A 25,183-nucleotide genomic window follows, 5' to 3' on the forward strand; every position below is an offset into this window, starting at 1 on the left:
GCCGCCTCAAGGACTGGCGACGCATCCACACCCGCTACGACCGATGCGCCCACGCCTTCATGTCGGCCATCGCACTCGCCGCTTCCGTCATCTTCTGGATCAATCAATGAGTCCTGAGCCTAGCGCCTTGATCTTGAGCTGATCGAAGGCGGACCCCGCCTTGAGGAGAGGGTCGAGCGCGGTGATCTTGCCGCTGGCGATCGCCATCGCCTTTTCCATTGCGGGCGAATAGAGGCCGCGCGCCGCGCGACTGAGTCGATCGTCGCCAAGCACGCCGATCGCGGTGAGCTTGTCGATCGAACGCTGGGTTTCCAGCGCGCGATCAAGGGCGCTGCCAGTGCCGAAGCCCGCCGCTAGATCGGCGAGTGATTTTCCTGATCCGGTCATGGCTGTCCCGCCCTTTTGTCCGTTTGCGCCTCAATATAGGAAGCGCACCCGAACCTTACACCTGACGTCATGACGGCATTTGTTCCGGAGCAAAGCCCGCCACCCCGCAAAGGGCGGCCGCCCCTGCTATGACCTCCGATGGAAGCCCCCCATCGTCACCGCGCGCAAAGAAAATGGCGCGGTGATGCGAGACATGGACCGGCGCATGCATCCAGCGCTGCGGTTCAAGTCCCTAGATGCGCGGGCCGGACAAAACCGAGCACTTTTTAATACTGGCCTTAAGCGGCTCAAAAATACGATCGCGGGCAGTCGACTTACGATCGTAAGCTCGTCACCAGACTTCTTGGATTTCGGAAGAACGTGGCCCACTTTCCATGACGTTTCACTCGAAGGCAAGACCGGTTTCGGCGTTAGCGGACGCTAATGCGAAGGTCGCAGGATGGCTTGAACTGGTCGCAAATGGCCGTTCCGCTTACTTGATCGAGGCTGCCGCCAGCGCCCCGCAGCAAAAGTTGGTCGTTGGAAGCAGTTAACTGCGACCGATGCCAGCTTAGCGCAATTAGCTATCGGTGGGAAGGTCAAGGACTAACACGGACCGCACTGCCCTAAAAGTTCTTGACGTACTTTCCACTCTAGAACTACTTTTGTTGTTCGAGTGCAAGGTCAGGCGTTGGACTCATCGTCCTGGCTATCCGCCAACGGAGGGGGCGTCTTTTTGCAGAACGCCGCCCATTCACGCATGAGCAGCCGGCGTTTGTCGAGAAAGTCGGTCCGACGATAGGCCGCCTCGACTTTATTCGAAACGGTGTGAGCAAGCACCGCCTCTGCGATCTCCCCCGAATAGTCAGTCTGCTCCGCGACCCAGTCCCGGAATGCCGACCGAAACCCGTGCACCGTCACCGCGAGGTCCATGTCACGTAGGATCTTGAGGAGCGTCATATCCGACAGCGGCTTCTTCACGTTCTGGCCCGGGAACACCAAGTCGCTGGCGCCAACCTTGAACGTCTTGGCGTGCTCGAACACCGCCACCGCTTCGGGTGCGAGGGGCACGACATGCACTCGCCCCATTTTCATCCGCTCGGCGGGGATCGTCCACAATGCAGCTTCGAGGTCGAGCTCAGACCAAGTCGCCCCCCGGATTTCGCCCGACCGCGCCGCCGTCAGGATGAGTGCTTCCAGCGCGACGCGGCCCACCGATTCCCGCTCGCCTAGCTTTTCAAGGAAGTTCGGTACGGATGCATAAGGCAGGGCCGCGAAATGGTTCTCCTTTTTGGGCTGACGAGGCAGCCCCTTGGAAAGTGATCGCATCGGCGCCTCGGTCGCACGAAAGCCGCGTGCGTATGACCAGTCGAGAACGGTGCCGATGCGCTGCCGTACACGGCGCGCCGTTTCGGGCTTCGTCAGCCAGATCGGAGCCAGCACGTCCCGGATCAGGGGGCCTTCGATTTCGCTGACCAAGCGGTCACCCATCTTGGGGAAGGCGTAGCTCTTCAGCGTCGCGATCCACTGATCCTGATGCTTGCCGTTCTTCCACGCCTCCTTGTGTTCCCCATGGACCATCTCGGCGGCCTTGCGGAACGTCGGAATGACCTGTCGCTCCTGCTTCCGCTCCGCGACAGGGTCGATGCCTTGTGCGATCTTCTGGCGCGTGAGGAACGCAGCCTCTCTGGCATCCTTGAGAGAAACCGCTTTCAGTGAGCCCAGTCCGATGTCCTGGCGTTTTCCCTTATTCTGGACGCGAAGGACCCAGCTGGCTGCCCCTTTGCCGTTGATTTCGAGAAACAGGCCGTCCCCGTCCGAATAGCGTCCGGGCTCGATCAGCGAACGGATTTTAAGCGCCGTGAGCTTTCCCATGCCACCTCACCTCAATTTTTCCCCACACTCTTCCCCACACCTCGCGTGAGATTGTGTCGGATCGACTGAAACGCAGCGGCATCAAAAAAGCGCTGATTTCTGCGGTTTTGTAGCAGATTTCTGGGGGTTTTGCGAGGCCCATAGAGGGCTAAAATGGCGGAGCGGGAGGGATTCGAACCCTCGATACGGTTTTGCCGTATACTCACTTTCCAGGCGAGCGCCTTCGACCACTCGGCCACCGCTCCGCATATGCCGGAAGCATGGCGCATTAGGGGGGGAAAGCGTTTCGTGCAAGCGGTTGCGCGATCGGGAATCGGCATGGCAGGATGCACGCCATGCCAGCCCTTCTCGCCCTCGCCGCGTTGCTTCAGACGCCTGCCGCCCCGCCGCCGCCGACCCCGGCCGATGCCGTCCCCGCCGACTGGCGGGCGATCCCGGCGGACGAGCTGCTGGTGATGACGCTGGCGGGCGACCGGCGGATCGTGATCCGGCTGGCACCGCGCTATGCGCCGGTGCATGTCGCCAATCTGCGCAAGCTGGCGGCGGCGCACTGGTGGGACAACACCTCGGTCTATCGGGTGCAGGACAATTATGTCGCGCAATGGGGCGACGTTACCGAGAAGAAGCCGTTGCCGCCGGGCGTCGTCGCCAATCCGCCCGCCGAATATGAGACGACGCCCTATGACGCGGTGACGACGATGACCCGGCGCGATCCCTATGCGGCGCGGAGCGGGCACAGCGCCGACGGCTGGCCGGTGGCGGGCGACGGGCAGCGGGGATGGCTGGCGCATTGCTACGGCATGGTCGGGGTCGGGCGCGACATGGCGCCGAGCACCGGCAGCGGTGCGGAACTCTATGCGGTGATCGGGCACGGCCCGCGCCATCTCGACCGCAATATCGCGCTAGTCGGGCGCGTGGTGGAGGGGATGGAGCATCTGTCGTCGCTGCCGCGCGGCACCGGCACGATGGGCTTCTATGGCCCCGAACAGACGCCGACGCCGATCCTGTCGGTCCGGCTGGCGAGCGAGCTGCCCGCCGCCGAACGCCCGCGGTTCGAGTATCGCGCCGCGGGCAACGCCCGCTATGCGCTGTGGCTCAAGGGACGCGAAAATCGCGAGCCGCCGTTCTTCACGGTGCCCGCGGGCGGGGCGGACATCTGCAACGCGATGCCGCCGGTGCGCCGCGCGCCGGAGTGACGCGGGTTCGGCGTCCTGCGACGGACGCTATACCTGGCGCTTGCGGCACGCCCCTCGACGTCGCCCGCGACGAACGGGTCGATGTGCCGGGATCGCCGGATACGGCGTGATTCCGCGAGATCGGACCCGGCGCTTCCGCGCCGATAGCGTCAGCGCAGCTGCTCGTCGCGCCACCAGGGTTCGGCACGGGGCAGGGTGATCGCGTCATGCTCGCCCGGTGCCTCGGCGATCGCGCGCAGCTTTTCCAGATCCTCGGGCGTGTCGATGTCGATGAGTTCGGCGGGTGCGGTGACGACATGCCGCCCGGCGCGCACCAGGTCGCGGGCGCCGGCATCGCCCTCGAGCGCTTCGAGAAAGTCGAACCGGCCCTTGCCGAACACCGCGGGGGGGCAGGGCCTGGTTCCGTCGCTCGATGCGACAACCGCATCGTCACGGGTCGCACCGTCGAGCAGGCGATAGACATGCGCGGCGGTGATGCGCGGCATGTCGGCCAGCGCGATCACGACGCCGTCGACCCCCGCGGCGCGGGCGCGCGTGAGGCCGAGTTGCACCGAACGCGACATGCCCGCCGCCGGATCGTCGTTGACGATCACGTCGAACCCGCGCGACGCGAAGTCGAGCGTGGTGCCGTCGATCACCGCGATGCGGGTGCGGAACGGCATCGCCTCCAGCGCGGTCACGACGTGGAAGGCGACCGGCTTGTGCAGGAACGGTTGCGCCAGCTTGTCGGCGTCGCCGAAGCGGCGCGATCGCCCCGCCGCCAGCAGGATCAGGGCGGTATCCTCAGCGCGCATGAAAGCTCCTCACCATGGCCGCCGCGATCGACAGCGCGATTTCGGAGGGGCCGATCGCCCCGATGTCCAGCCCGACCGGGCCGTCGATCCGGTCGAGATCGGCCTCGCCGACACCCGCCGCCGCCAGCCGTTCGCGGCGCGCGGCATGGCTGCGCCGCGAACCGAGCGCCCCGACATAGGCGGTGGGCGCCTTGAGCGCCTCGACCAGCGCGGGATCGTCGATCTTGGTGTCGTGGCTGAGCGTCACGACGGCGGTCGCCGCATCGGGCCTGAGCGCGGCCAGCGCCTCGTCGGGCCAGCGGTCGTCGAGGGTCACGCCGGGGAAGCGCTCCTCGGTCAGGAAGCGGGCACGCGGGTCGATTACCGTGGTGGCGATGCGGAGCGCGCGCGCCATCTCCGCCAGCCCCTGCGCGATCTGCACCGCACCGACGATCAGCAGGCGGCGGGGCGGGTCGTAGCGGTTGCGGAAGCCGTCCTGCTCGCCCGGCTGCGTCCGCCCGCTCGCGAGGTCGGTCGTAAGGGTGATGCCGTCCCCGGCGGCGCGGGCGGCGGCGATGGTGTCGAACAGCACGGGATCGAACCCGTGCCGCGACACCGGCTGCACCATCACCTCGATCTCGCCGCCGCACGGCAACCCGACTTCCCATGCGGCGGCATCGGCGACGCCATAGCGCTTCACCACGAACGGCGCGCCCGCGATCACCTCGGCGGCGGTGGCGAGGATGTCGCTCTCGACGCAGCCGCCCGATACCGAACCCTCGAACCGTCCGTCGCCGTGCACCAGCATGTGGCTGCCGCGCGGGCGGGGGGCCGACCCCCAGGTCGAGGTGACGGTCGCCAGTGCGAGCGGCGCCCCGGCCCAGGCATGAGCGGCGGCGAGGACGGAATCATTATCGGCCATAGGCTTGCCATGTGGGGCAGGGCGGCGGATTGCGCCAGCCCCGGAACGGTTCAGATGACGTCGAGCACGAGGCCGCGCACCTTGGCCTCCTCGGCATCGATATACCAGTTGGACGGCGCCTTATCGACCAGTTCCTCGAACGGCACCTGCGATCCGGCGACGATGGCGCGGAAGCCCTCTTCCTCGATACGGATCGAATGTTCGATCTCGTGCAGCTTGGCCTTCAGCGTGGCGCTGAGCGACTTGAGCGGGCCGGACAGTTCGATCGTGCTGGTCATCTGCCGCTCGTGCAGCATCAGCCGGGTGTGCTTGGTCAGGAACCGCTTGTTGACCGGGAAGGCCGACATGAAGGTCGAACCCGCCGAATAGACCGCGACCTTGCCGAGGAACAGCGCCTCGCGCCCGGTATAGTCGCGCAGCAGGCGGATGTCGTCGCCCATCGCGCGCGCGACCTCCGGGTCACCGCCCAGCGTCGAGATCGACACGACCAGCGGGCCGTCGGTCGGCGCACCGAGCACCTGGTCGCGGAAGCTCTGGTACATCGCATGATCGACCGGCCCGGCGAGGTGGACGTGCGGGCGGGCGAGCAGCGGATAGTCGTTGATGGTGGTATCGGACATGGCGGGAACCCCCTGTGGAAAAGTCTGCGCCGGAACCGGGGGGCGGGGGGTAAGGTTCCGGGCGTTGGTGGTGGAATGGTAGATTTGTTTCACGCGAAGGCGCGAAGGCACGAAGGAGATAGTGGTTCGCGCAGAGGCGCAGAGGCGCGGAGAGAATGCGCTTGCGGATGGCGTCCGCCGCGCAAGCGGCCTTCCGACGTCTGATTCCGCACAATGTACGGTATCGCTGTTGCGAGACGGGGCCACGGGCGCGGCCTCTCCGCGCCTCCGCGCCTCCGCGCGAACCAACTTCTTATACTGCGCCTTCATCGCGTCTTCGCGCCTTCGCGTGACAACGAAAAAGGGCGACCGGCCCGCAGACCGATCGCCCCTTCCAAAACCCGAGGAGAGCCAGCGTCAGTACACGCGCTTCTTCGGCTTGATATATTCCGCCTCGTCGGTGAGCGTATAGTCGTGCACCGGGCGGTAATCGATCGCCGTGGTGCCGAGCGCGCCGCCCCAGCCGTCGAAGGTCGCGATGGTGTGCTTCATCCAGTGCGCGTCGTCGCGCTCGGGGAAGTCCTCGTTCACATGCGCGCCGCGGCTTTCCTTGCGGTTCTGCGCCGACCTGATCGTTACCACCGCCTGCGACAGCAGGTTGTCGAGTTCGAGCGTCTCGATCAGGTCGGTGTTCCAGATCAGCGAACGGTCGGTGACATGCACGTCGGCGAGCGACTTGTAGATGCCGTCCATCAGCTCGACGCCCTCGTTCAGCAGCGCGTCGTCGCGGAACACGGCGCAGTGCTTCTGCATCGTCTTCTGCATGTCGAGCCGGATCCTGGCGGTCGGCGTCGATCCGTTGGCGTTGCGGAACTTGTCGAGCCGCGCGAGCGCCAGATCGGCCGAGTCCTTGGGCAGCGGCTTGTGCGGCGTGCCGGGCTTCAGCGTCTCCTTGAGGCGCAGGCCGGTCGCGCGACCGAACACCACGAGGTCGATCAGCGAGTTGGAGCCGAGCCGGTTGGCGCCGTGCACCGACACGCAGGCCGCTTCGCCGACCGAGAACAGCCCGGGCACCACCGCATCGGCATCGTCGCCGCGCTTGGTGACGACTTCGCCGTGATAGTTGGTCGGGATGCCGCCCATGTTGTAGTGGACCGTCGGCGTCACCGGCAGCGGCTGGCGCGTCAGGTCGACGCCGGCGAAGATCTTGCCGGTTTCGGTGATGCCGGGCAGGCGCTCGGCCAGCACCTTGGGATCGATATGGTCGAGGTGCAGGAAGATATGGTCGCCGTCCTTGCCGACGCCGCGCCCTTCGCGCATCTCCATCGCCATCGAGCGGCTGACGACGTCGCGCGACGCGAGGTCCTTGGCCGAGGGGGCGTAGCGTTCCATGAACCGCTCGCCGTCCTTGTTGGTGAGGTAGCCGCCTTCGCCGCGCGCGCCCTCGGTAATCAGCACGCCCGCGCCGTAGATGCCGGTCGGGTGGAACTGCACGAACTCCATGTCCTGCAGCGGCAGGCCCGCACGCAGCACCATGCCGCCGCCGTCGCCGGTGCAGCTGTGCGCCGAGGTGGCGGAGTAATAGCAGCGGCCATAGCCGCCGGTCGCCAGCACCACGGCATGCGAACGGAAGCGGTGGATCGAGCCGTCCTCCATGCACAGCGCGATGACGCCGCGGCACACCTTCTGACCATCGGGGCCGTCCTCCATGATGAGGTCGAGCGCGAAATATTCGATGAAGAAGTCGGCGTCATACTTCAACGACTGCTGGTACAGCGCGTGGAGCATGGCGTGGCCGGTGCGGTCGGCGGCGGCGCAAGTGCGCTGCACCGGCGGGCCTTCGCCCATGTTCTGCATATGCCCGCCGAACGGGCGCTGATAGATCGTCCCGTCCTCGTTGCGGCTGAACGGCACGCCCGCGTGTTCCAGCTCGATCACCGCCTGCGGTGCCTCGCGCACCATATATTCGATCGCGTCCTGGTCGCCCAGCCAGTCCGATCCCTTGACGGTATCGTACATGTGCCACGACCAGTGGTCGGGCGAATTGTTGCCGAGCGAGGCGGCGATGCCGCCCTGCGCCGCCACGGTGTGCGACCGGGTCGGGAACACCTTGGTGATGCAGGCGGTCTTCAGGCCCGCCTCGGCGATGCCCTGCGTCGCGCGCAGGCCCGATCCACCGGCGCCCACGACGACCGCGTCATAGGTGTGGTCGATGATCTTGTATGCGTCGGTGGCCATTATGCGGGCGTCCCGGTGAAAGCGATCTTGAGGATCGAGAAGGCGGCGAGCAGCCACGCCGCGCCATAGGCGAAGTTGACCGCGATCATCAGCACGACCTTGGTCTCGTCATGCTGGTAATCCTCGATCACCGTCTGGAGGCCGAGCTTGGCGTGATAGACGACCGAGGTGACGAGCAGCAGCAGCGGCACCGCGCCCCATGCCGAACCGACCCACGCGACCATCGTGTCATAGCCATAGTCGGGCAGCAGCGCGAGGCTGAGGATCAGCCACGTCATCAGCAGCAGGTTCGACCCCGCCGTCAGCCGCTGTTGCCAGAAATGATGCGCGCCCGTCCTGGCGGACCCGAGGCCGCGGACGCGACCGATGCTCGTACCGTTACCCATCAGTGCTTCCCCACGATCAGCCAGGCCCACAGCGCCACCGTCGCCGCGACCGCGAACACGATCGTGGCGATCGCGCTCCGGCGGTTGCCCTTGAGTTCAAAATTGGCGCCGACATCCATGAAGAAGTGGCGCACGCCGTTGCCGACATGCTGGAACAGCGCATAGCTCAGCCCGATGCCGAAGAGATAGCCGAGCACCGCGTACGGCCCGGTGAACCACGACAGGAACCGCGCATAGCTGTCCGCGCCCCCGGCAAGCGCCGCCGCCCACCACACGAATACCGCCAGGCCGACCGTACCCATCGCCACGCCGGTGCCGCGGTGCAGCACCGACACGATCATGTTGGGACCTGGCCGCCAGATCGACAGATGCGGCGAAATCGGGCGATTCTTGGGGCGGACGCTGGCCAATTCAGTCTTCCTTCGGCGGATCGAAGCCTTTCGGCACGTTGCGGCCTATCTACGCCCCCGTCCCTATAGTGCAAGAGTGCACGCGGGCCCGGGTCCAAGTTCGTATTCCCGCGCAACCTGCCGTTAACGCCTGCGCGTTAACCTCGATTCGTCCAGATCAGGCGAGAGCGCGATGCCAACAGGGGGTTTTCAGCACGTGGCGACCAAGCAGCTTCCACCGGCCGAAAGCGTCAGCGCGACGATCGACCTCGCCGAGCGCCTGCGGGTGTTCAACATCACCGACGACGATGTGCTGGGCGCGCGGGCGCTGTGGACCGTGATCGAGCCCGGCGCGCGCGAGATCGCGACCAGCCATTTCGATCAGGCCCGGCGCGTCGGCGCGCTGCCCAGCCTGCATACCGATTTCGAGCGGATGGTGCAGCTCGGCATCAACTATCTGCGCAACCGGTTTACCGACCTGACCGGCATCGCCTGGGTCCAGTCGGTCGAGCGGACGATCGCATCGGCCTTTTCGCAGGGGATTTCGCTGACCGCGATCCTGTCGATGGGCGACATGGGCGCGCGCACCACGCTCGAGGTGCTGCGGCGCGGCATCGACGACGACGTGACCTTCCGCCAGGCGGCGGAGCTGCTGTTCCGGATGCGCTCGCTCGAAACCGAAATCTTCGTGGCGCTCTACAACGCCTATTTCCAGCACGACCTCCAGGTCGCGCGCGACCAGCTGGCGCACGAGTTCCGCGACAATATCGGCGCGACGGTCGAGCGGGCGGGGCATGAAAGCGACGCATTGCGGGCGCGCGCCGGGCGCACCTCGGCCAGCGCGCGGGGCATGCTGGGCAAGGCGTCCGAAGTCGCCGCCGCCGCCGAACAGTCGGCGGTCGCGATGCGCGAGGCGGCGGCGACCTCCGCCGGGCTGATCCGCGCGATCGAGGATGCGCGCACCGAAGTGGAGGCGGCGGCCGAGATCGCCACCCGCGCGTCGAAGCAGGCGGGCACTGCGGTCGGCATGTCCGAAACCCTGTCCGATCATGCCAAGTCGATCGAATCGATCCTCGGCCTGATCCGCGACATCGCCGGGCAGACCAACCTGCTGGCGCTCAACGCCACGATCGAGGCGGCGCGTGCCGGAGACGCCGGGCGCGGCTTCGCGGTGGTCGCGCAGGAGGTGAAGAGCCTCGCCAGCCAGACCGCGCGCGCGACCGACGACATCGCCGCCAAGATCGCCGCGATCCAGGCCGCGACCCGGTCCACCGTCGAGACCAACGCCTCGATCCGCGCGACGGTGAGCGAGGTGCAGGAAAGCGCGATCCGCATCCGCCACGCGATGGAGGTGCAGGCGCAGACCGTGACCGCGATCACCGCCGCCGTCGACGAAACCGCGCTGGCCGCCGATTCGATGTCCTCGACCATCGCCGCGATCCGCGAGGACACCGAAACCGTCGCCTCCGCGATCGACCGGGTGGGCGAGGGGTTCACCTCGCTCGACCAGGAACTGGGCGCGCTCAAGAACAGTGCGGTGGATTTCATCGGCAAGGTCGCGGCGTAGGGGGAGGCACCCTTCGCCATACCCACTCCGTCATCCCGGCGAAGGGCGGGATCCGCCGTGCCACTGGATCCGAACCCGGCGGCGCTTGCGGAGCCATGGATCCCGGCCTTCGCCGGGATGACGAGAAGGTAATCGAACCGCTGTCACCGGTTCCAAGCGCTGCGGTTTGCTTCTAAAGCCTGCGCCCATGGCCAATATCCTCCTCACCGGCGGGTCGCGCGGGATCGGCGCGGCGATCGCCGCGCTGCTCGCCGACGACCACCAGCTCGCCGTGCAATCGACCACCGGCGATTTCGCCGCCGACTTCGCCGATCCCGCCGCCCCCGCCGAGCTGTGGGCACGGGCGCTGGACCGGTTCGGCGGGCGGATCGACATCGTCGTCAACAACGCCGGGGTGTTCGACGCCAACCCGATCGACCTGCCGCATGACCGGTGGGTCGCGGGCTGGGAGCGGACGATGCGGATCAACCTGACCGCCGCCGCCGAACTGTCGCGGCTGGCCGTCGCGCACTGGCTGGAGACGGACACGCCCGGCCGGATCGTCAACATCGCCAGCCGCGCGGCGCATCGCGGCGACAGTCCGGCCCACTGGCATTATGCCGCGTCGAAGGCGGGAATGGTCGCCATGACCAAGACGATCGCCCGCGCCCATGCGCGCCACGGCATCCTCGCCTTCGCCATCTGTCCCGGCTTCACCATGACCGGCATGGCGGAGGATTATCTGGAGAGCCGGGGCGGGGACAGGCTGCTCGCCGATATCCCGCTCGGCCGCGTCGCCATGCCGGAAGAGGTCGCGACCATGGCCCGCTTCTGCGCGCTGGAGGCGCCCGCGTCGATGACCGGCGCGGTGCTCGACGTGAACGGCGCGAGCTACGTCCGATGAGCTGGAAGCTGACGCTGCCCTGCACCCGCGCCGAGGCGGAGGCGATCGACGCCGCCGAGGATCTCGGGATCGATCCGCCGCCGGTGCTGATGACGACCGAGACGGTCGAGGACGATACCGAGACGTGGCGGCTCGACGCCTATTTCGAGGCGGCCCCCGACGACGCGATGATCGCCGCCGTCGCCGCGCTGGTGCCGAGTGCGGCGGGCCATCCGCCTGCCGTCGAGCAACTGGGCGACGAGGATTGGGTGACGATGAGCCAGGCGGGGCTGGAGCCGCTGCACGTCGGGCGCTTCTATGTCCATACCGCCGCGCAAGGGGCCGCGCCGCCGCCGGGAACGCGCGCGTTCCTGATCGATGCGGGCCGGGCGTTCGGGACGGGGCATCACGAGACGACCAGCGGGTGCCTTGCCATGCTCGACGCCTTGGCCGATGCGTCCTTTGCCAACGTGATCGATTTCGGGACGGGCACCGGGCTGCTCGCCTTCGCCGCGCGGGAGCTGTGGCCGGACGCACGGGTGATCGCGACCGATATCGATCCGGTCGCGATCGAGGTGACTGCCGCCAATGCCCGGCTGAACGCGGTCGGGCGGGTCGAACTGGTGGTCGCCGACGGTGCGCTGTCCGACGCGATCACGGCGGCGGCGCCCTATGACCTGCTGATCGCCAACATCCTCGCCGGGCCGCTGATCTCGATGGCCCCGGAGGTCGCGGCGGTGGCGGCGCCGGGGGCGACGATCGTGCTCGCCGGGCTGCTGGAGACGCAGCGCGAGGGCGTGGTCGCCGCCTATGCCGCGTGCGGCGCGACGCTGGACGCAGTGGACCGGCGCGGCGACTGGAGCGTGCTGCGGCTGACCGCCGGGCAGGAACGCTTCGTGCCGACCGCGCCGATCGATCCCAAGGGAAGGGACGGCTGGGCGCTGGACCTCTGAGTTCCTCCCCGGCACGGGGAGGGGGACCAGCCGCAGGCTGGTGGAGGGGGGTATCCGCGTCGCGACCGCTGCGTCCGTGGCGCTCCCCCTCCACCACCGCCTTCGGCGGCGGTCCCCCTCCCCGTGCCGGGGAGGATCAGGGTTTCGACCGTGCGTATGCCTGCGTGCCGTGCGTGACCACGATGTCGCCCTCGACGATCGCGTCGACCGCGATCTCGGGCTGGTCGCGGATCGCGGCGTAGACCGGCGCGAAGTCGGTCTCGACCGTCAGCCGCAGCAGTTCGTCGAACGACGGGATGACGAAATAGGTCTGCTGGAAATCGTCGATGCGATAGTCGGTGCGCATGACGCGCGGCAGGTCGAGCATCACCCGGTTGGGGCTGGGGTCGTCCAGCGAGAAGCGGGTTTCCGCCGCGCTCGACACGATGCCCGCGCCATAGATGCGCAGACCATCGTCCTCTTGCACCAGCCCGAATTCGACCGTGTACCAATAGAGCCGCGCCAGTTGCTTCAGCGACCCCAGTTCCAGCGCGCGCAGGCCGCCGCGGCCATAGGCGGCGAGATAGTCGGCGAACACCGGGTCGGCCAGCATCGGCACATGGCCGAACACGTCGTGGAACACGTCCGGTTCCTGGAGATAATCGAGCTGGTCGGGCCGCCGGATGAAGTTCCCCGCGACGAAGCGGCGGTTGGCCATATGGGTGAAGAACACGTCGTCGGGCACCAGCCCCGGCACCGCCACCACCCGCCAGCCGGTCAACGCCTCCAGCCGGTCCGACAGTTCCTCGAAATCGGGAATGCCCGATTCGGACAGCTTCAGCGCGTCCAGCCCGCGCAGGAACGCCGCCGACGCGCGGCCGGGCAGCAGCGCCATCTGCCGCGCGTACAGCGTGTCCCACGTCGCATGGTCCTCCGGCGTATAGGCGTCCCACCCCTGCGCGATGGTCCAGTCGGCATTGGCCCCGGCGGGCGGGCGGTCGAGCACATGGGTTTCACTTGCCATGAACGCAGCGTAGCATGGGCCATGACGATCCGGAAAGCGCTCAGCGGTATATCGGGTATGCTCGGCGGCATCGTGCTGATCCTGCTGTGCTATGTGCTGGCCGGGCTGATCGGCGGGGCGATTCCGGCGGGGGGCGTGCAATCGTCGGAAAGAGCGGTGCGAATCTATGTCGAGGACAACGGCATCCACACCGGCGTCGTCGTGCCGCGTGCCGCGCTGGGCCTGGGCTTCGACGATCTGGTACGGCCGGGCGACCTGCGCGATTCGCGCTATGCCGCGCATGGCTGGCGGTCGTTCGGCTGGGGCGAGCGCGGCTTCTATCTCGGCACGCCGACCTGGGCCGATGCGAAGCCCGCCACCATTCTCGCCGCCGCGATCGGCAGCGACGCGGTGGTGATGCATGTCGATCACCTCGCCGATCCCGCCGGGCAGCCGGGGGTCTATCCGGTGGAGCTGAGCGCGGCGCAGTATCGCCGCCTCGTCGCCGCGATCCGGGCGAGCTTCGCGTCGGGCGGCGCGATCCCCGGCTATGGCCCGTCCGACGCCTTCTATCCGGCGCGGGGCCGGTACAGCGCGGTCCGCACCTGCAACGCATGGACCGGCGCGGTGCTGCGTGCGGCGGGCGTGCCGATGGGGGCATGGACCCCGTTCCCGCGCACGGTGACGGCATGGCTGTGATCCCGCCCGGCCCGCCGCCGCTGGGGCAGTTCCTCGTCGAGACGCCGCGCGCCGCGCTGGCGCTCGCCGGGCTGCCGTTCCAATGGCGCGATGCGCTGGCCGGGGTGCCCAAGGGTGACGGGGGGCCGGTGCTGCTGCTGCCGGGGCTGTTCAACAGCGACCGCTCGATGGCGCTGATGGCGCGCTATCTCCGCGCGATCGGCCATGCGCCGCACGGCTGGGGGCTGGGGCGCAACTTCGGACAACGCAGCATCGGGCGCGAAGGCGCGGCGCTGCTCGCGCGGATCGAGGGGCTGGCGCAGGCGAGCGGTCGTCCGGTCGCGCTGGTGGGCGTCAGCATGGGCGGGATCATGGCACGCTTCGCCGCGCACCGCGTGCCGGACGTGGTGGAACAGGTGGTGACGGTCGCCGCGCCCTATGCCGGACCGGCGCGGGCGACGCGCGTGTGGCGGCTGTACGAATGGATCAGCGGCGAATCGGTCGACGATCCTGCCGTGGTCGCGCTGGCGGAGGAGGTGCGCCGCCCGCTGCCGGTTCCCGCGACCGCGATCTGGAGCGCCAGCGACGGGCTGGTCAACGGCCTGTGCTGCCGGGTGGAGGGCGAACCGGGTTGTCGCGCGATCGAGGTCGACAGCAGCCATTACGGCGTCCAGACCCGCCCCGCCGTGTGGCGCGCGGTGGCGGAGGCGCTGGCGGCGAACGTTCCGCCCGCCGCCTTACGCCGCCGGGACGGATAGCGCGAAGGTCGTCGCGCCGAGGGGCAGCAACTGAAGTTCGCCGCCATGGCCGCGCGCGATCCGCCGGGCGAGGCTCAGGCCGATGCCCGACCCCTCGGGCTTGGTCGTGAAGAACGGGCGGAAGATGCGCGCGCGATCGGGCGCGGCGATACCGGACCCTGAATCCGCGATCCGCACGGCCAGTTCCCCGGCGTGCAGCGCGAACCCGAGGGTGACGGTCGCGGGCGGGGCAGCGGCGAGGGCGGCTTCCGCGCCGTTCTGGAGCAGCGCCCAGAGCGCCTGCGCCAGCTGGTCGCGATCGACCCGTGCGGCGCCGCCGGGCGGCGGATCGACGTGGAGCGCCACCGCATCGCCGTAGCGGACCGCGAACAGCCGGGCGAGGTCGCCCGCCAGATCGGCCAGCGCGACCGGCGCGCGCACCGGATCGGGCAGGCGCGACAGCGTGCGATAGGCGCGGGTGAAGCCCTCCAGCCCCTCGACCCGGCGCGCGAGCGTCGCGAGGATATCGGGCAGCAGCGCATCGCCCTGCGCCGCCGCCGTCACCGCGCTGTCGGCCAGCGACACGATCGGCGACAGGCCGTTCAACAGTTCGTGACCGAGGATGTCGATCATCTCCGCCCCCGCCCGCGCCTCCGCCGCCCGCTCCTCGCTCTCGACGTCGATCAGCGCCAGCAGCCGGTGCCCGGCCCCGGTATCGACCGCGTTGATCCGCCAGCGCCGCCCTTCGTGCGACAGGTGTCGGGCACTGTCGTCGAGCAGCGCCGGGGCGGCGGGGAGGATGCGGTCGTCGGTACCGAACAGCGCGCGGGCGGCGCGGTTGAGCGCATGCGCCCCGGTCGGATCGACCCGGACCAGCGGCACCGGCACCTGATCGAGCAGCACGCCGAGCGGGCTCGGGTCGGACGGGCCGCCTGCCGGGGACGGCTGCGGGATCGCCGGGGCACGCAGCGCCGCCCAGAGCGTCGACCCGACGATCCACAAGGCGCACAGCGCGGCACCGCCCACCGTCCCCCACCAGCCCGCGCACCACGCGACGACGAACATCGCGCCCGATCCGAACAGCAGCAGTTGCGCCGCCACCCCGTCGCCCACGGCACGACCGCGCGTGGGCCGCTCAAAGACCATGGCGTTCCATGCGCCGGTACAGCGCCCCCCGGCTGAGCCCCAGCGCCGCGGCGGCATGGGTGACGTTGTGGTGATGTTCGCGCAGCGCCGCCTCGATCACCGCGCGTTCGTTCTCCTCGAGGTCGAAGCGCGCGGGCGGCGTCGCGCGGTCCTCGATCGGGGTCGGGGCGGCGGGCGGCAGCAGCAGCGCGGCGTCGATCATGTCACCCTCGCCGAGCAGCACGGCGCGCTCGATCGCGGCGGCGAGGCCGCGCACCTGATCGGGCCAGATCGCCTGATGCAGCGCGGCCTCTGCCGCCGGGGTCAGGCGCGGCACCGCCCGGCCATGACGCTCGGCGGCGAGCCGGACGAAATGGCGTGCCAGCAGCAGCGCATCCTGCCCGCGCGCGGCGAGCGGCGGCATGGCGATCTCCACCGCGGCGATACGCCGGGCGAGCGCCGGGGCGATCGCGGCGGCATGGTCGGCGACGGCGATGCAGCGCGCGCCCGTGGGCAGCCGGTCGAGCAGGCGCGCCTGTTCCACCTCGCCCAGCCGGTCGGGATGGCGCAGCAGCAGGACGCGCGCGTCCGCATCGATCCGGTCCCATGCCGCTGCATCGCGCAGATCGATGCGGGGCATCGCCGCATCGGCCTCACGCGACGCAGCATGGATCGCGGCGGCGGCAAGGCTGCGCCCGCTGCCCGGCAGCCCCGTCACCACCACCCCGGCGCCAGTCGGGCCGACGCGGCGGATCAGCTCGCGGACGTGCTGCATGGCCGCGCTGTCGCCGATCAGCCTTGCAGGTTCGGCGGCGACCGGCAGCGCAGCGACGGGTGCGGGCGACCGCGCAGCGGCGGCGCGGGCGAGCTTCGCCAGCAGGTCGGCGTTGCGCCACGGCTTCATCACGAAGTCGCGCGCGCCCGCCCGCATCGCTTCCACCGCGATGCGGATGCCGCTGTGCGCGGTGATGACGACGATCGCGGCACGGGGATCGTCGGCAAGGATGCGCGCGAGCAGTGCCAGCCCCTCCGCCCCGTCGGTCTGCCCGGCGGCATAGTTCAGGTCGAGCAGCACCGCGTCATAGCGCGCGCTCGCCAGCCGCGAGAGCGCCGCCTCCGGTCCGTCGGCCCGGTCCAGCCGGTGCCCCGCCAGCGTCGTCGCCAGCGCCAGCGATTCGGCGATATGCGGATTGTCGTCGACCAGCAGGATTGACAGGCCGCCGGACTGTCCATTGGTGGACACCGCGTCCGGGGGTGGACGGCGGCGATCGTCCGCTATCATGTAAAATCCTTATTAAACAGTAATTTAGGAAAATGGGCGATCGTGCGCGACACTGTCCGCATGATGACCGAACAGCCGACACACGCAAGCCCTTCTCCCGGCGCGGCGATGGACCGCCCCGTCGCCCGTGCGCCCCGCCCGTGGTGGCGGCGGCGCGCGGTGCTGGTCGTGGTCGCGTTGCTGCTGGCGGGCGTGGGCGTGTGGCGGTTCCTGCCCGCCAGCGGATCGACCAACGTCGCCGCCGCCGATATCGAGACGGGCGAGGTGGTCCGCGCCCCGTTCGAGGATTTCCTGCCGGTGCGCGCCACCGTCGCGCCGCGCGTCACGACGCTGGTCGGCGTGCTGTCGGGCGGGCAGGTCGAGCGGCTGCTGGTGCAAGACGGGACGATGGTCGCCGCCGGACAGCCGCTGGCGACGCTGTCGAACCCCGAACTGCGCCTCGACGTGCTGACGCGCGAGGCGCAGATCGCCAGCCAGCTGGGCGGCGTCGCGGGCGAGGGGCTGGGGATCGAGCGCAACAGCCTCGACCGGGCGGGGCAGGTGGCGCAGGCCGAATATGACCTCATCAAGGCGCGGCGCGACCTGTCGGTGCGCCAGCAGTTGCACGATCAGGGCTTCGTATCCGACGCGGGGGTCAAGAGCTTCCAGGAGGAAGCCGCCTATCAGGAAAAGCGCCTCGCCCAGCTGCGCGCGGGCCGCGCGGCGGAGGCGCGGATCACCGCGACGCAGAGCGCGCGGCTGGCCGATACGCAGAACCGGCTGGCGGGCAATCTGGCGGCGGTACGCGGCGGGCTGGCGGCGCTGACGATCCGCGCACCCGCGGGCGGGCGGCTGACCAACTTCACGCTCCAGCCGGGACAGACGCTCAAGCCCGGCGATCCGGCAGGGCAGGTCGACAGCGAAGGATCGTGGAAGCTGGAGGCGGACGTCGACGAATATTTCCTCGGCCGGGTCGCGGTGGGGCAGAAGGCGCGCACCGCCGACGGCGCACGCCTGACCGTTTCCAAGGTGCTCCCCGCGGTCAAGGACGGGCGCTTCCGCGTCGAGCTGACCTTCGATGGCGCAGCACCCGCGGGCCTCAATCGCGGGCAGACGCTCGACATCCGCGTCACGCTGGGCAGCACCGCGACCGCGCTGGTCGCGCCGGTCGGCGGCTGGCTGGAGGCGGGCGGGGGCAACGGCGCCTTCGTGCTCGACGCCGACGGGGGCCATGCCCGCCGCCGCGCCGTCCGCACCGGTCGCCGCAACCCGACCCACGTCGAGATCCTCGGCGGGCTGAACGCGGGCGATCGCATCGTCACCAGCAACACCGCGTCCGTGAAGGGCGACATCCTCAACATCCGCTAACCGGGGTACACCCATGATCCGTCTAGAGAATATCCAGCGCCGCTATACCTCCGACGAGGTGGAGACGACCGCGCTGGCCGACATCAACCTGCACGTCGAGGCGGGCGAGTTCGTCGCCATCATGGGTCCGTCGGGCTGCGGCAAGTCGACGCTGCTCAACACGCTGGGCACCGTCGATCGCCCGACCGGGGGCAGGTATCTGTTCGGCGAACGCGACCTCGCGGCGTTGCGCGAGGCGGAACTGGCCGCATTTCGCGGCGCGACGCTGGGCTTCGTGTTCCAGAGCTTCAACCTGATCGACGAACTGACGATCGAGGAGAATGTCGCGCTCGGCCTCGCCTATCGCAAGGATGCGGGCGACCGGCGCGCGCGCGTCGCGGCGGCGATGGACAAGGTCGGCATCGCCCACCGCGCCCGCCACTTCCCCCACCAGTTGTCGGGCGGGCAGCAGCAGCGCGCCGCCATCGCCCGCGCGATCGTCGGCGACCCCAAGCTGATCCTCGCGGACGAGCCGACCGGCAACCTCGACACCGCCAACGGCGAGGCGGTGATGAACATCCTTCAGGGGCTGAACGACGAAGGCGCGACGATCGTGATGGTGACGCACTCGCCGAGCCATGCCGACATGGCCAGGCGCCGCATCGACATGCTCGACGGGCGCATCGTCGCCTCCGCCATGCGCGCGATCTGAGCGGAGCGCAGCGGTGCCCGGCCACGCCCTGCCCATGGTCTACCGTTCGCTCACGCGCGACCGGCGGCATGCGATCCTCAATATCGGCGGGCTGGCAGTGGGGATCGCGGTCTGCCTGATCCTCGCGCTGTACGTCCGCTTCGAGACGAGTTTCGAGCGGTGGCTGCCGCACCATGACGAACTGTATCTGGTGCAGAGCGAACTGACCCTGCCGGGCAGCCCGTTCAACGGCGCCTATCCCGGCACGATGGCGGGCATGCTGGAACAGATGCGGGCGGATTTCCCCGGCCTCGTCGGCACCCGCATCCGCGGCGGCAAGGACGGCGGGGCGGTGCTGCGCGAAGGCGAAGCGCTGCGGATGGACGTGGCGCAGGTCGATCCGTCGTTCTTCGACGTGTTCGCGCTGCCGATGGCGCAGGGCGACGGGCGGGCGACGCTGGCCGATCCGGCGGGCGCGCTGGTCAGCCGCAGCACCGCGCGGCGGCTGTTCGGGACGATCGATCCGGTCGGGCAGACGCTGACGATCGCGGTCGATGCCCCGCAGACCTACCGCGTCGGCGGGGTGTTCGAGGACCTGCCTGCCAACACCGACATCCGCCTGTCGATCCTGATCCCGATTCCGGCCAAGGCGCCGCCCGCCGCATGGGACTGGTACCAATGGGGTACGGCATCACTCTCCACCTTCCTGCGCTTTCCCACGCCGCAGGCGGCGCGGGCGTTCGAGGCGCGGATGCCCGCCTTCGTCCGGCGGCATGCCGGGCAGGTGCTGGGGCCGCAGCCGGACAAGGTGATCGCGCTGCCGCTGCTGCCGATCGCCGACATCCACCTCCAGCCGCCCGGCGCGGAAAGCGCGGTGCAGCGGATGACGATCGTGGCGCTCGGCATCGTCGGGGTGCTGACGCTGCTGATCGCCGTCGTCAATTACGTGAACCTCGCCACCGCCCGCGCCGGGCTGCGCGCCCGCGAAGTCGCGATCCGCAAGGTGCTGGGCGCGGACCGGCGCGCGCTGGTCCGCCAGTTCCTGGGCGAATCGGTCGCGACGGTGCTGCTGGCGACGCTGGTCGGGCTGATCCTTGCCGAGGTCGGCCTGCCGCTGGTCAATGCGGCGGGCGGTCTGTCGCTGGCCATTCCCTATGCGCTGGTCGTGCCGCTGCTCGCCGGACTCGCGCTGGTGGTGGGGGTGATTGCCGGGCTGTATCCGGCGGTGCTGCTGTCGCGCTTTCCCGCGGCGGCGGTGCTGGCGTCGGCGCAGGCACCGGGCGGCGGGCGCGCGGGAACGCGGGTGCGCGAGGCGCTGGTGGTCGTCCAGTTCGCGCTCGCCACCGCCTTCATCGCGGGCACGATCGTGCTGGCGGCGCAGACGGCGCATGTCCGCAAGTCGGACCTGGGGTTCGCACGCGACGGGCTGATCCTCGTGCCCTCGCTCGCCGATCGCCGTATTCTGCCCGACCAGTCGCGCCCGATCCTCGCCGCCTTCCGCCGCCTGCCCGGCGTCGTTGCCGTCGGCGCGGCGGATGTCGGCGCGGGCGGCACCGAAGCCGGGAATATCGACGTCCTGCCGCTGCCCGGTCGGCCCGATCCGGGGCTGACGATCATGGCCGTGGTGGTCGGACCGGACTTCTTCCGCGCCTATGGCCCGCGCCTGCTTGCCGGGCGGCTGTTCGATGACGCGCACGGCGCGGACGACGCGAGCGACTGGACCAAATGGGACAAGGGCCGCAACATCGTGGTCAATGGGCATGCGGTACGTGCGCTGGGCTTCGCGTCCCCGACCGACGCGATCGGCAAGACGGTCGGCGGGGCGATGCCGCGCACGATCATCGGCGTGATCGACCGGTTGCGCTTCACCTCGCCACGCACGCCCGAGCAGGCGGTATATTACCAGTACAACCGCGACGTGCCGCCGACGCCCACCGCCGCGATCCGCTTCACGGGCGACAGCCGTGTCATGCTGGCGGCGGTGCGCGACACCTGGCGGCGGCTCGCCCCGCAGGTGCCGCTGGTGGCCGAGACCGCCGACCGGCGGCTGGCGGCCTTCTATGCCGCCGACGACCGCGCGGCGCGGCTGTTCGCCCTCGGCGCGGGGCTGGCGGTACTGATCGCCTGCATCGGGCTGTGGGCGCTGGCCGCGTTCAACACGCAGCGGCGGGTAAAGGAGATCGGCATCCGCAAGACGCTGGGCGCATCGTGCGCCGACATCGTGCGGCTGCTGGTGTGGCAGTTCCTGCGCCCGGTGCTGCTCGCGAACCTGATCGCCTGGCCGCTCGCATACGGCGCGATGCGGCTGTGGCTCGCCGGGTTCGGCGACCGGGTCGCGCTGTCGCCGCTCTACTTCCTTGCGGCGAGCCTCGCCGCCGCGCTCATCGCCGTGGGTACCACGTTCGGCCAGTCGCTGCGCGCCAGTCGCGCGGCACCGGCCCATGCGCTGCGCCACGCCTGAACCCCCATCCTCCCGCACGGACCTGTCGCCCATGAACCGCTTCGCCTTGCTGTCGCTCTACCGCTCGCTCACCCGCCACAAGCTCTATGCCGCGCTCAACATCGGCGGGCTGGCGGTGGGGATCGCGGTGTTCCTGATCCTCGGCCTGTATGTCCGGTTCGAGACGAGCTTCGAGAAATGGCTGCCCGATCACGACAAGACCTATGTCGTGCAGACCGTATGGACGATTCCCGAAAGCCCGGCGAGCGGAGCCTATCCCTATACGATGGGCGGGTTGCTGGACCAGATGCGCGAGGATTTCCCCGGCGTCGTGGGAACGCGCTATCGCGGCGGGGAAAATGCGGGATCGGTGGTGCGCGGCGGACGGGCGGTCGCCGATGCGGTCGCGATGGTCGATCCGTCGTTCTTCGCCGTGTTCCGCCTGCCCATGGCGCGCGGCGACGCCGCGACCGCGCTGGCCCAGCCGACGAGCGTGGTCATCAGCGAGACGGTTGCCAAACGCTATTTCGGGGAAACCGACCCGATCGGCCAGCCGCTGACCGTGGCGATGGACAGCACCAACAATTACCGCGTGACCGGCGTGTTCCGCGACCTGCCGACCACCAGCGACTTCAAGCTGGGGGTGCTGATCCCGCTGCCGCGCACCCCGCCGTCGGACAATTGGTACCATTGGGGCAGTGCGTCGCTCTCCACCTATCTGCGGTTCGAGACGCCCGCCGCCGCCCGCGCGTTCGAGGGCAAGCTGGACGCATTCGTCAACCGCCGGGGCAAGGAACTGGCGGCAGCGGGCCAGAAGCCCACCGACTCGCAGCATCTGCAACTGTTGCCGGTCACCGACATGCACCTCGAACCCGAAGGCGCGCAGAGCAGCAGTCGCAAGATCGCCGTCGTGACGCTGGGGCTGGTAGGCGTATTCACCCTGCTGATCGCGATCGTGAACTATGTGAACCTCGCCACCGCCCGCGCGGGCCTGCGCGCACGCGAGGTGGCGATGCGCAAGGTGCTGGGCGCGGACCGGGGGGTGCTGATCCGCCAGTTCCTGGGCGAGGCGGTGCTGACCGTGGCGGTCGCCGCGCTGGTCGGGCTGATCCTTGCCGAATTGGGGCTGCCGCTGGTCAATGCCGCGGGCGGGCTGGTGCTGACCATCCCGTACGCGGTGGTGGTGCCCGCGCTGGTCGTGCTGGCGCTGGTCGTCGGGGCGGCGGCGGGGGCGTATCCGGCGCTGCTGCTGTCGCGCTATCCGGCGGCGGCGGTGCTGGCGTCGGCGCGCTCGCCCGGCGGCGGTCGCGCGGGGGCGCGGGTCCGCGAGCTGCTGGTGATGGCGCAGTTCGGCCTCGCCATCGCGTTCATGATCGGCACCGCCGTGCTGGTCGCGCAGACCCGCCACGTCCGCAACAGCGACCTGGGGTTCGATCGCGACGGACTGCTGGTCGTGCGGTCGATGGCGGACTCGCTGGTCGAACCCGGCCGCAAGAACAGCCTCGTCGCCGCGATGAAGGCGTTGCCGCAGGTGCGCGACGTGGCGCTGGGCAATGCCGCGGTCGGGGGAAGCGGTACGTCCAACAACGACAATGTGCCGCTGCCCGGTGTCGACGGTCCGGGGCCGTCGCTGACCTGGGTGCTGACCGGGCCGCACTTCTTCGAGGTGCATGGCGCGCGGCTGGTCGCCGGGCGCTGGTTCGACGATGCGCATGCCGCCGACGACGCCGCTTCGCAGGATTTGTCGAAGGGCATCAACATCGTCGTCAACCGTCGCGCGCTGCCGACGCTGCGCTTCCGCAGCCCGCAGGAGGCGATCGGCAAGACGGTGGGCGGAAGCCGGCCGCGCACGATCATCGGCGTGATCGACGACCTGCGTTTCGACACGCCGCGCAACCCCAACGCGCCGACCTATTATATCTATTACCGCGATCCCTCGAAGATCGACACCAGTGTCGCCACGCTGCGGGTGAGCGGCGATCCGCGCGCCGCGCTGGCCGGGGTCCGCGCCTTCTGGCAACGGGCGGTACCGCAGGTGCCGTTCCAGGGCGATACGGGCAACGCATGGCTTGCCCAGTTCTATGCGGCGGACGAACGCGCGACCCGGCTGTTCGGGATCGGTGCGGCGCTGGCGGTGCTGATCGGCTGCGTCGGGCTGTGGGGGCTGGCATCGTTCAACACCCAGCGGCGGGTGAAGGAGATCGGCATCCGCAAGACGCTGGGCGCTTCGTCCGGCGATATCGTCCGGCTGCTGGTGGGTCAGTTCCTGCGTCCGGTGCTGCTCGCCAATCTCGTCGCATGGCCGCTGGCATGGGTCGCGATGCGCAGCTGGCTGGCAGGGTTCGAGGATCATGTGGCGCTGTCGCCGCTGTATTTCCTCGGCGCGGGGCTGCTGGCGACGATCATCGCGGTGCTGACGGTTTCGGGCCAGTCGCTGCGCGCCAGCCGCGCCGCCCCGGCATGGGCGCTGCGTCATGACTGAGCGCACGCGCCGCTGCGCGCTGCTGCTGGCGGGCGCGATGTTCCTCGCCCGCCCGGCGGGGGCCGAGACGCTGCCCGAGGCGCTGGCCGCCGCCTGGGCGAGCAACCCCGAACTGGCGGCGGCCCGCGCGCGGCAGGAGGCGCTGGCCGAACTGCCCGAACAGGCGCGCGCCGCCGGGCGGCCGACCGCCGCCGCCGGGGGCAATGCGGGCTATGACCGGCTGGGCTATGGCTCGGCGGGCAGTGCCGCCGTCTCCGCCAACCTGCCGATCTGGACCGGGGGGCGAGTGTCCTCCGCCGTCCGTGCCGCGAGCGGTGATGTCGCGGCAGGGGTCGAGCGGCTGCGCGATGCCGAGGCGGCGGTGCTGCAACGGGTGGTGTTCGCCTATGCCGACCTGCTGTTCAACCAGCAGGCGGTGGAGGTCGCGCGGGTCGGCATCGACCGGCTCGACCGGCAGCTGGCGGAGGCACGCTCGCGGCTGTCGCTGGGGCAGGCGACGCGGACCGACGTGGCGCAGCTGGAGGCCCAGCGGGCGAGCGTCGTCGCCAATCTGGCCGATGCCGAGGGCGCGCTGGCAGCGACGCAGGCGGCGTATCGCGCGGTCGTCGGGCGCGATGCGGGGACACTCTCGGCGGAGGTCGCGCCGTCGCCGCTGCTGCCGCGCACGCTGGCCGATGCACGGACCGGGGCGGAAGCGGCCAATCCGCTGCTGCTGGCGCAGCGTCGCACGACCGATGCGGCGGCGGCGCGGATCGCGCAGGCGCGCAGCGAGGGCGCGCCGTCGATCGACATCGGCGGCGGCTATGGCCGGGGCGTGCGCGAACTGGGCGGCGACTGGCGCGGGTATGCGAGTGCTGCGAGCATCGGGGCGAGCGTGCGCGTGCCGCTGCTGACCGGCGGGTTCGTCGCGTCGCGCGTACGGCAGGCGGAGGCGAACTGGCGCGCCGAACGCTTCACCGGCGAGGCGACGGCGCGCGAGGCGGTGCGCGGGGCCGATGCCGCCTGGGCCGCGCTGGCGGCGGCGCAGGCGCGGCTCACGGCGGGGCTGGACGGGCTGGCGGCGGCGGATGTGGCGCTGAAGGGCGTGCGCGCCGAATATGGCTTCGGCCTGCGTTCGACGATCGACATCCTCGTCGCCGACCAGAGCCTGCGCGCCGCGCAACTCGATGTCGCGCGGGCGCGGGCCGATGTGCTCACCGCGCAGGCGGCGCTGCTGCGCGTCACCGGGCGGATGCAGCCGGATGCGTTCCGGTGACGTCGGCACCCGTTGCCGTTCGTGCCGGGCGTCGCGCGTGGTGTCTCGACTGCGCCCGA

22 protein-coding genes, 1 tRNA gene and 1 pseudogene are annotated in these 25,183 nt (G+C 69.8%); 12 read left to right on the forward strand and 12 right to left on the reverse strand.

Going from position 1 to position 25,183, the window contains the following annotated elements:
- Window positions 1-110: pseudogene (locus ABLE43_RS15070) on the forward strand (IS5/IS1182 family transposase); the annotation flags it as partial.
- On the opposite strand, the gene ABLE43_RS15075 reads toward ABLE43_RS15070, so the two are convergent.
- The 3 genes from ABLE43_RS15075 to ABLE43_RS15085 form a co-directional block, all read right to left on the reverse strand.
- Window positions 100-387, reverse strand: a complete 288-nt coding sequence (locus ABLE43_RS15075; protein WP_348979202.1) for a hypothetical protein — start codon at window positions 385-387, stop codon at window positions 100-102. The pseudogene ABLE43_RS15070 and the gene ABLE43_RS15075 sit on opposite strands and share 11 nt — an antisense overlap.
- Window positions 388-1,050: 663 nt before the next feature.
- Window positions 1,051-2,241, reverse strand: a complete 1,191-nt coding sequence (locus ABLE43_RS15080) for a tyrosine-type recombinase/integrase (protein ID WP_348979203.1) — start codon at window positions 2,239-2,241, stop codon at window positions 1,051-1,053.
- A gap of 154 nt (window positions 2,242-2,395) precedes the next feature.
- Window positions 2,396-2,486, reverse strand: a tRNA-Ser gene (locus tag ABLE43_RS15085).
- Between the two features lie 90 nt (window positions 2,487-2,576).
- Here ABLE43_RS15085 and ABLE43_RS15090 point away from each other — a divergent pair.
- The gene (locus tag ABLE43_RS15090) at window positions 2,577-3,437 is read left to right on the forward strand and encodes a peptidylprolyl isomerase (protein WP_348979204.1); all 861 of its coding nucleotides are present in this window, start codon (window positions 2,577-2,579) and stop codon (window positions 3,435-3,437) included.
- A 149-nt stretch (window positions 3,438-3,586) separates the two neighbouring features.
- On the opposite strand, the gene ABLE43_RS15095 is transcribed toward ABLE43_RS15090, so the two are convergent.
- The 6 genes from ABLE43_RS15095 to sdhC form a co-directional block, all read right to left on the reverse strand.
- Window positions 3,587-4,231, reverse strand: coding sequence for a nucleotidyltransferase family protein (locus tag ABLE43_RS15095; RefSeq protein ID WP_348979205.1), 645 nt, complete (start codon window positions 4,229-4,231; stop codon window positions 3,587-3,589).
- Entirely contained in the window at window positions 4,221-5,132 is a 912-nt protein-coding gene (locus tag ABLE43_RS15100) for an XdhC family protein (protein ID WP_348979206.1), read from the reverse strand. Before ABLE43_RS15100 ends, ABLE43_RS15095 begins: the two co-directional genes overlap by 11 nt.
- A 50-nt stretch (window positions 5,133-5,182) precedes the next feature.
- A complete protein-coding gene (locus ABLE43_RS15105; protein ID WP_348979207.1) occupies window positions 5,183-5,752 on the reverse strand; it encodes an ATP-dependent Clp protease proteolytic subunit in 570 nt (189 codons plus the stop codon).
- Between the two features lie 396 nt (window positions 5,753-6,148).
- Entirely contained in the window at window positions 6,149-7,969 is a 1,821-nt protein-coding gene (sdhA, locus tag ABLE43_RS15110; RefSeq protein WP_348979208.1) for a succinate dehydrogenase flavoprotein subunit, read from the reverse strand.
- Window positions 7,969-8,355 (reverse strand): succinate dehydrogenase, hydrophobic membrane anchor protein, encoded by a 387-nt coding sequence (sdhD, locus tag ABLE43_RS15115; RefSeq protein ID WP_348979209.1) that lies wholly within the window; start codon window positions 8,353-8,355, stop codon window positions 7,969-7,971. The genes sdhA and sdhD overlap by 1 nt, the downstream gene beginning before the upstream one ends.
- A complete protein-coding gene (sdhC, locus tag ABLE43_RS15120; protein ID WP_348979210.1) occupies window positions 8,355-8,765 on the reverse strand; it encodes a succinate dehydrogenase, cytochrome b556 subunit in 411 nt (136 codons plus the stop codon). Before sdhC ends, sdhD begins: the two co-directional genes overlap by 1 nt.
- 172 nt (window positions 8,766-8,937) lie before the next feature.
- Here sdhC and ABLE43_RS15125 point away from each other — a divergent pair, with 172 nt between their 5' ends.
- The 3 genes from ABLE43_RS15125 (at window position 8,938) to ABLE43_RS15135 (ending at window position 12,126) form a co-directional block, all read left to right on the forward strand.
- Window positions 8,938-10,311 (forward strand): methyl-accepting chemotaxis protein, encoded by a 1,374-nt coding sequence (locus ABLE43_RS15125; RefSeq protein WP_425475278.1) that lies wholly within the window; start codon window positions 8,938-8,940, stop codon window positions 10,309-10,311.
- A 187-nt stretch (window positions 10,312-10,498) separates the two neighbouring features.
- Entirely contained in the window at window positions 10,499-11,194 is a 696-nt protein-coding gene (locus ABLE43_RS15130) for an SDR family NAD(P)-dependent oxidoreductase (RefSeq protein WP_348979212.1), read from the forward strand.
- A complete protein-coding gene (locus tag ABLE43_RS15135) occupies window positions 11,191-12,126 on the forward strand; it encodes a 50S ribosomal protein L11 methyltransferase (protein ID WP_348979213.1) in 936 nt (311 codons plus the stop codon). Before ABLE43_RS15130 ends, ABLE43_RS15135 begins: the two co-directional genes overlap by 4 nt.
- Window positions 12,127-12,262: 136 nt before the next feature.
- Here the strand turns inward: ABLE43_RS15135 and phhA are convergent, their stop codons facing one another.
- Window positions 12,263-13,129 carry a phenylalanine 4-monooxygenase gene (gene phhA, locus ABLE43_RS15140; protein WP_348979214.1) on the reverse strand — a complete coding sequence of 289 codons (867 nt, stop codon included), beginning with the start codon at window positions 13,127-13,129 and terminating at the stop codon, window positions 12,263-12,265.
- A 21-nt stretch (window positions 13,130-13,150) separates the two neighbouring features.
- Between phhA and ABLE43_RS15145 the strand changes: the two genes are divergently transcribed.
- Both ABLE43_RS15145 and ABLE43_RS15150 read left to right on the forward strand, forming a co-directional pair.
- Window positions 13,151-13,807 (forward strand): TIGR02117 family protein, encoded by a 657-nt coding sequence (locus ABLE43_RS15145; protein ID WP_348979215.1) that lies wholly within the window; start codon window positions 13,151-13,153, stop codon window positions 13,805-13,807.
- Window positions 13,798-14,544: an alpha/beta hydrolase gene (locus ABLE43_RS15150; RefSeq protein ID WP_348979216.1), complete on the forward strand. Its 747-nt coding sequence runs from the start codon at window positions 13,798-13,800 to the stop codon at window positions 14,542-14,544. Before ABLE43_RS15145 ends, ABLE43_RS15150 begins: the two co-directional genes overlap by 10 nt.
- On the opposite strand, the gene ABLE43_RS15155 is transcribed toward ABLE43_RS15150, so the two are convergent.
- Both ABLE43_RS15155 and ABLE43_RS15160 read right to left on the reverse strand, forming a co-directional pair.
- Window positions 14,524-15,669: a sensor histidine kinase gene (locus ABLE43_RS15155; RefSeq protein WP_348979217.1), complete on the reverse strand. Its 1,146-nt coding sequence runs from the start codon at window positions 15,667-15,669 to the stop codon at window positions 14,524-14,526. The two genes, ABLE43_RS15150 and ABLE43_RS15155, sit on opposite strands and share 21 nt — an antisense overlap.
- The gene (locus tag ABLE43_RS15160; protein WP_348979218.1) at window positions 15,659-16,930 is read right to left on the reverse strand and encodes a sigma-54-dependent transcriptional regulator; all 1,272 of its coding nucleotides are present in this window, start codon (window positions 16,928-16,930) and stop codon (window positions 15,659-15,661) included. The genes ABLE43_RS15155 and ABLE43_RS15160 overlap by 11 nt, the downstream gene beginning before the upstream one ends.
- Window positions 16,931-16,972: 42 nt before the next feature.
- Here ABLE43_RS15160 and ABLE43_RS15165 point away from each other — a divergent pair, with 42 nt between their 5' ends.
- Genes ABLE43_RS15165 through ABLE43_RS15185 form a run of 5 tightly spaced genes read left to right on the forward strand, consistent with a single transcriptional unit; the run spans window position 16,973 to window position 25,124 of the window.
- Window positions 16,973-18,277: an efflux RND transporter periplasmic adaptor subunit gene (locus ABLE43_RS15165; RefSeq protein ID WP_348979219.1), complete on the forward strand. Its 1,305-nt coding sequence runs from the start codon at window positions 16,973-16,975 to the stop codon at window positions 18,275-18,277.
- Window positions 18,278-18,290: 13 nt separating this feature from the next.
- The gene (locus tag ABLE43_RS15170; protein ID WP_348979220.1) at window positions 18,291-18,968 is read left to right on the forward strand and encodes an ABC transporter ATP-binding protein; all 678 of its coding nucleotides are present in this window, start codon (window positions 18,291-18,293) and stop codon (window positions 18,966-18,968) included.
- A gap of 13 nt (window positions 18,969-18,981) precedes the next feature.
- Window positions 18,982-21,408, forward strand: coding sequence for an FtsX-like permease family protein (locus ABLE43_RS15175; RefSeq protein WP_348979221.1), 2,427 nt, complete (start codon window positions 18,982-18,984; stop codon window positions 21,406-21,408).
- Window positions 21,409-21,439: 31 nt separating this feature from the next.
- Window positions 21,440-23,869: an ABC transporter permease gene (locus tag ABLE43_RS15180; protein WP_348979222.1), complete on the forward strand. Its 2,430-nt coding sequence runs from the start codon at window positions 21,440-21,442 to the stop codon at window positions 23,867-23,869.
- The gene (locus ABLE43_RS15185) at window positions 23,862-25,124 is read left to right on the forward strand and encodes a TolC family outer membrane protein (protein WP_348979223.1); all 1,263 of its coding nucleotides are present in this window, start codon (window positions 23,862-23,864) and stop codon (window positions 25,122-25,124) included. Before ABLE43_RS15180 ends, ABLE43_RS15185 begins: the two co-directional genes overlap by 8 nt.
- Window positions 25,125-25,183: the final 59 nt, after the last annotated feature.

Origin of the sequence: Sphingomonas silueang (assembly GCF_040049155.1) — a bacterium.
GTDB lineage: Bacteria > Pseudomonadota > Alphaproteobacteria > Sphingomonadales > Sphingomonadaceae > Sphingomonas > Sphingomonas silueang.

Coding starts and splice junctions, on each gene's coding strand:
- ABLE43_RS15075 (WP_348979202.1), bottom strand. CDS start 387: ATGACCGGATCAGGAAAATCACTCGCCGATCTAGCGGCGGGCTTCGGC.
- ABLE43_RS15080 (WP_348979203.1), bottom strand. CDS start 2,241: ATGGGAAAGCTCACGGCGCTTAAAATCCGTTCGCTGATCGAGCCCGGA.
- ABLE43_RS15090 (WP_348979204.1), top strand. CDS start 2,577: ATGCCAGCCCTTCTCGCCCTCGCCGCGTTGCTTCAGACGCCTGCCGCC.
- ABLE43_RS15095 (WP_348979205.1), bottom strand. CDS start 4,231: ATGCGCGCTGAGGATACCGCCCTGATCCTGCTGGCGGCGGGGCGATCG.
- ABLE43_RS15100 (WP_348979206.1), bottom strand. CDS start 5,132: ATGGCCGATAATGATTCCGTCCTCGCCGCCGCTCATGCCTGGGCCGGG.
- ABLE43_RS15105 (WP_348979207.1), bottom strand. CDS start 5,752: ATGTCCGATACCACCATCAACGACTATCCGCTGCTCGCCCGCCCGCAC.
- sdhA (WP_348979208.1), bottom strand. CDS start 7,969: ATGGCCACCGACGCATACAAGATCATCGACCACACCTATGACGCGGTC.
- sdhD (WP_348979209.1), bottom strand. CDS start 8,355: ATGGGTAACGGTACGAGCATCGGTCGCGTCCGCGGCCTCGGGTCCGCC.
- ABLE43_RS15125 (WP_425475278.1), top strand. CDS start 8,938: ATGCCAACAGGGGGTTTTCAGCACGTGGCGACCAAGCAGCTTCCACCG.
- ABLE43_RS15130 (WP_348979212.1), top strand. CDS start 10,499: ATGGCCAATATCCTCCTCACCGGCGGGTCGCGCGGGATCGGCGCGGCG.
- ABLE43_RS15135 (WP_348979213.1), top strand. CDS start 11,191: ATGAGCTGGAAGCTGACGCTGCCCTGCACCCGCGCCGAGGCGGAGGCG.
- phhA (WP_348979214.1), bottom strand. CDS start 13,129: ATGGCAAGTGAAACCCATGTGCTCGACCGCCCGCCCGCCGGGGCCAAT.
- ABLE43_RS15145 (WP_348979215.1), top strand. CDS start 13,151: ATGACGATCCGGAAAGCGCTCAGCGGTATATCGGGTATGCTCGGCGGC.
- ABLE43_RS15150 (WP_348979216.1), top strand. CDS start 13,798: ATGGCTGTGATCCCGCCCGGCCCGCCGCCGCTGGGGCAGTTCCTCGTC.
- ABLE43_RS15155 (WP_348979217.1), bottom strand. CDS start 15,669: ATGGTCTTTGAGCGGCCCACGCGCGGTCGTGCCGTGGGCGACGGGGTG.
- ABLE43_RS15160 (WP_348979218.1), bottom strand. CDS start 16,930: ATGATAGCGGACGATCGCCGCCGTCCACCCCCGGACGCGGTGTCCACC.
- ABLE43_RS15170 (WP_348979220.1), top strand. CDS start 18,291: ATGATCCGTCTAGAGAATATCCAGCGCCGCTATACCTCCGACGAGGTG.
- ABLE43_RS15180 (WP_348979222.1), top strand. CDS start 21,440: ATGAACCGCTTCGCCTTGCTGTCGCTCTACCGCTCGCTCACCCGCCAC.
- ABLE43_RS15185 (WP_348979223.1), top strand. CDS start 23,862: ATGACTGAGCGCACGCGCCGCTGCGCGCTGCTGCTGGCGGGCGCGATG.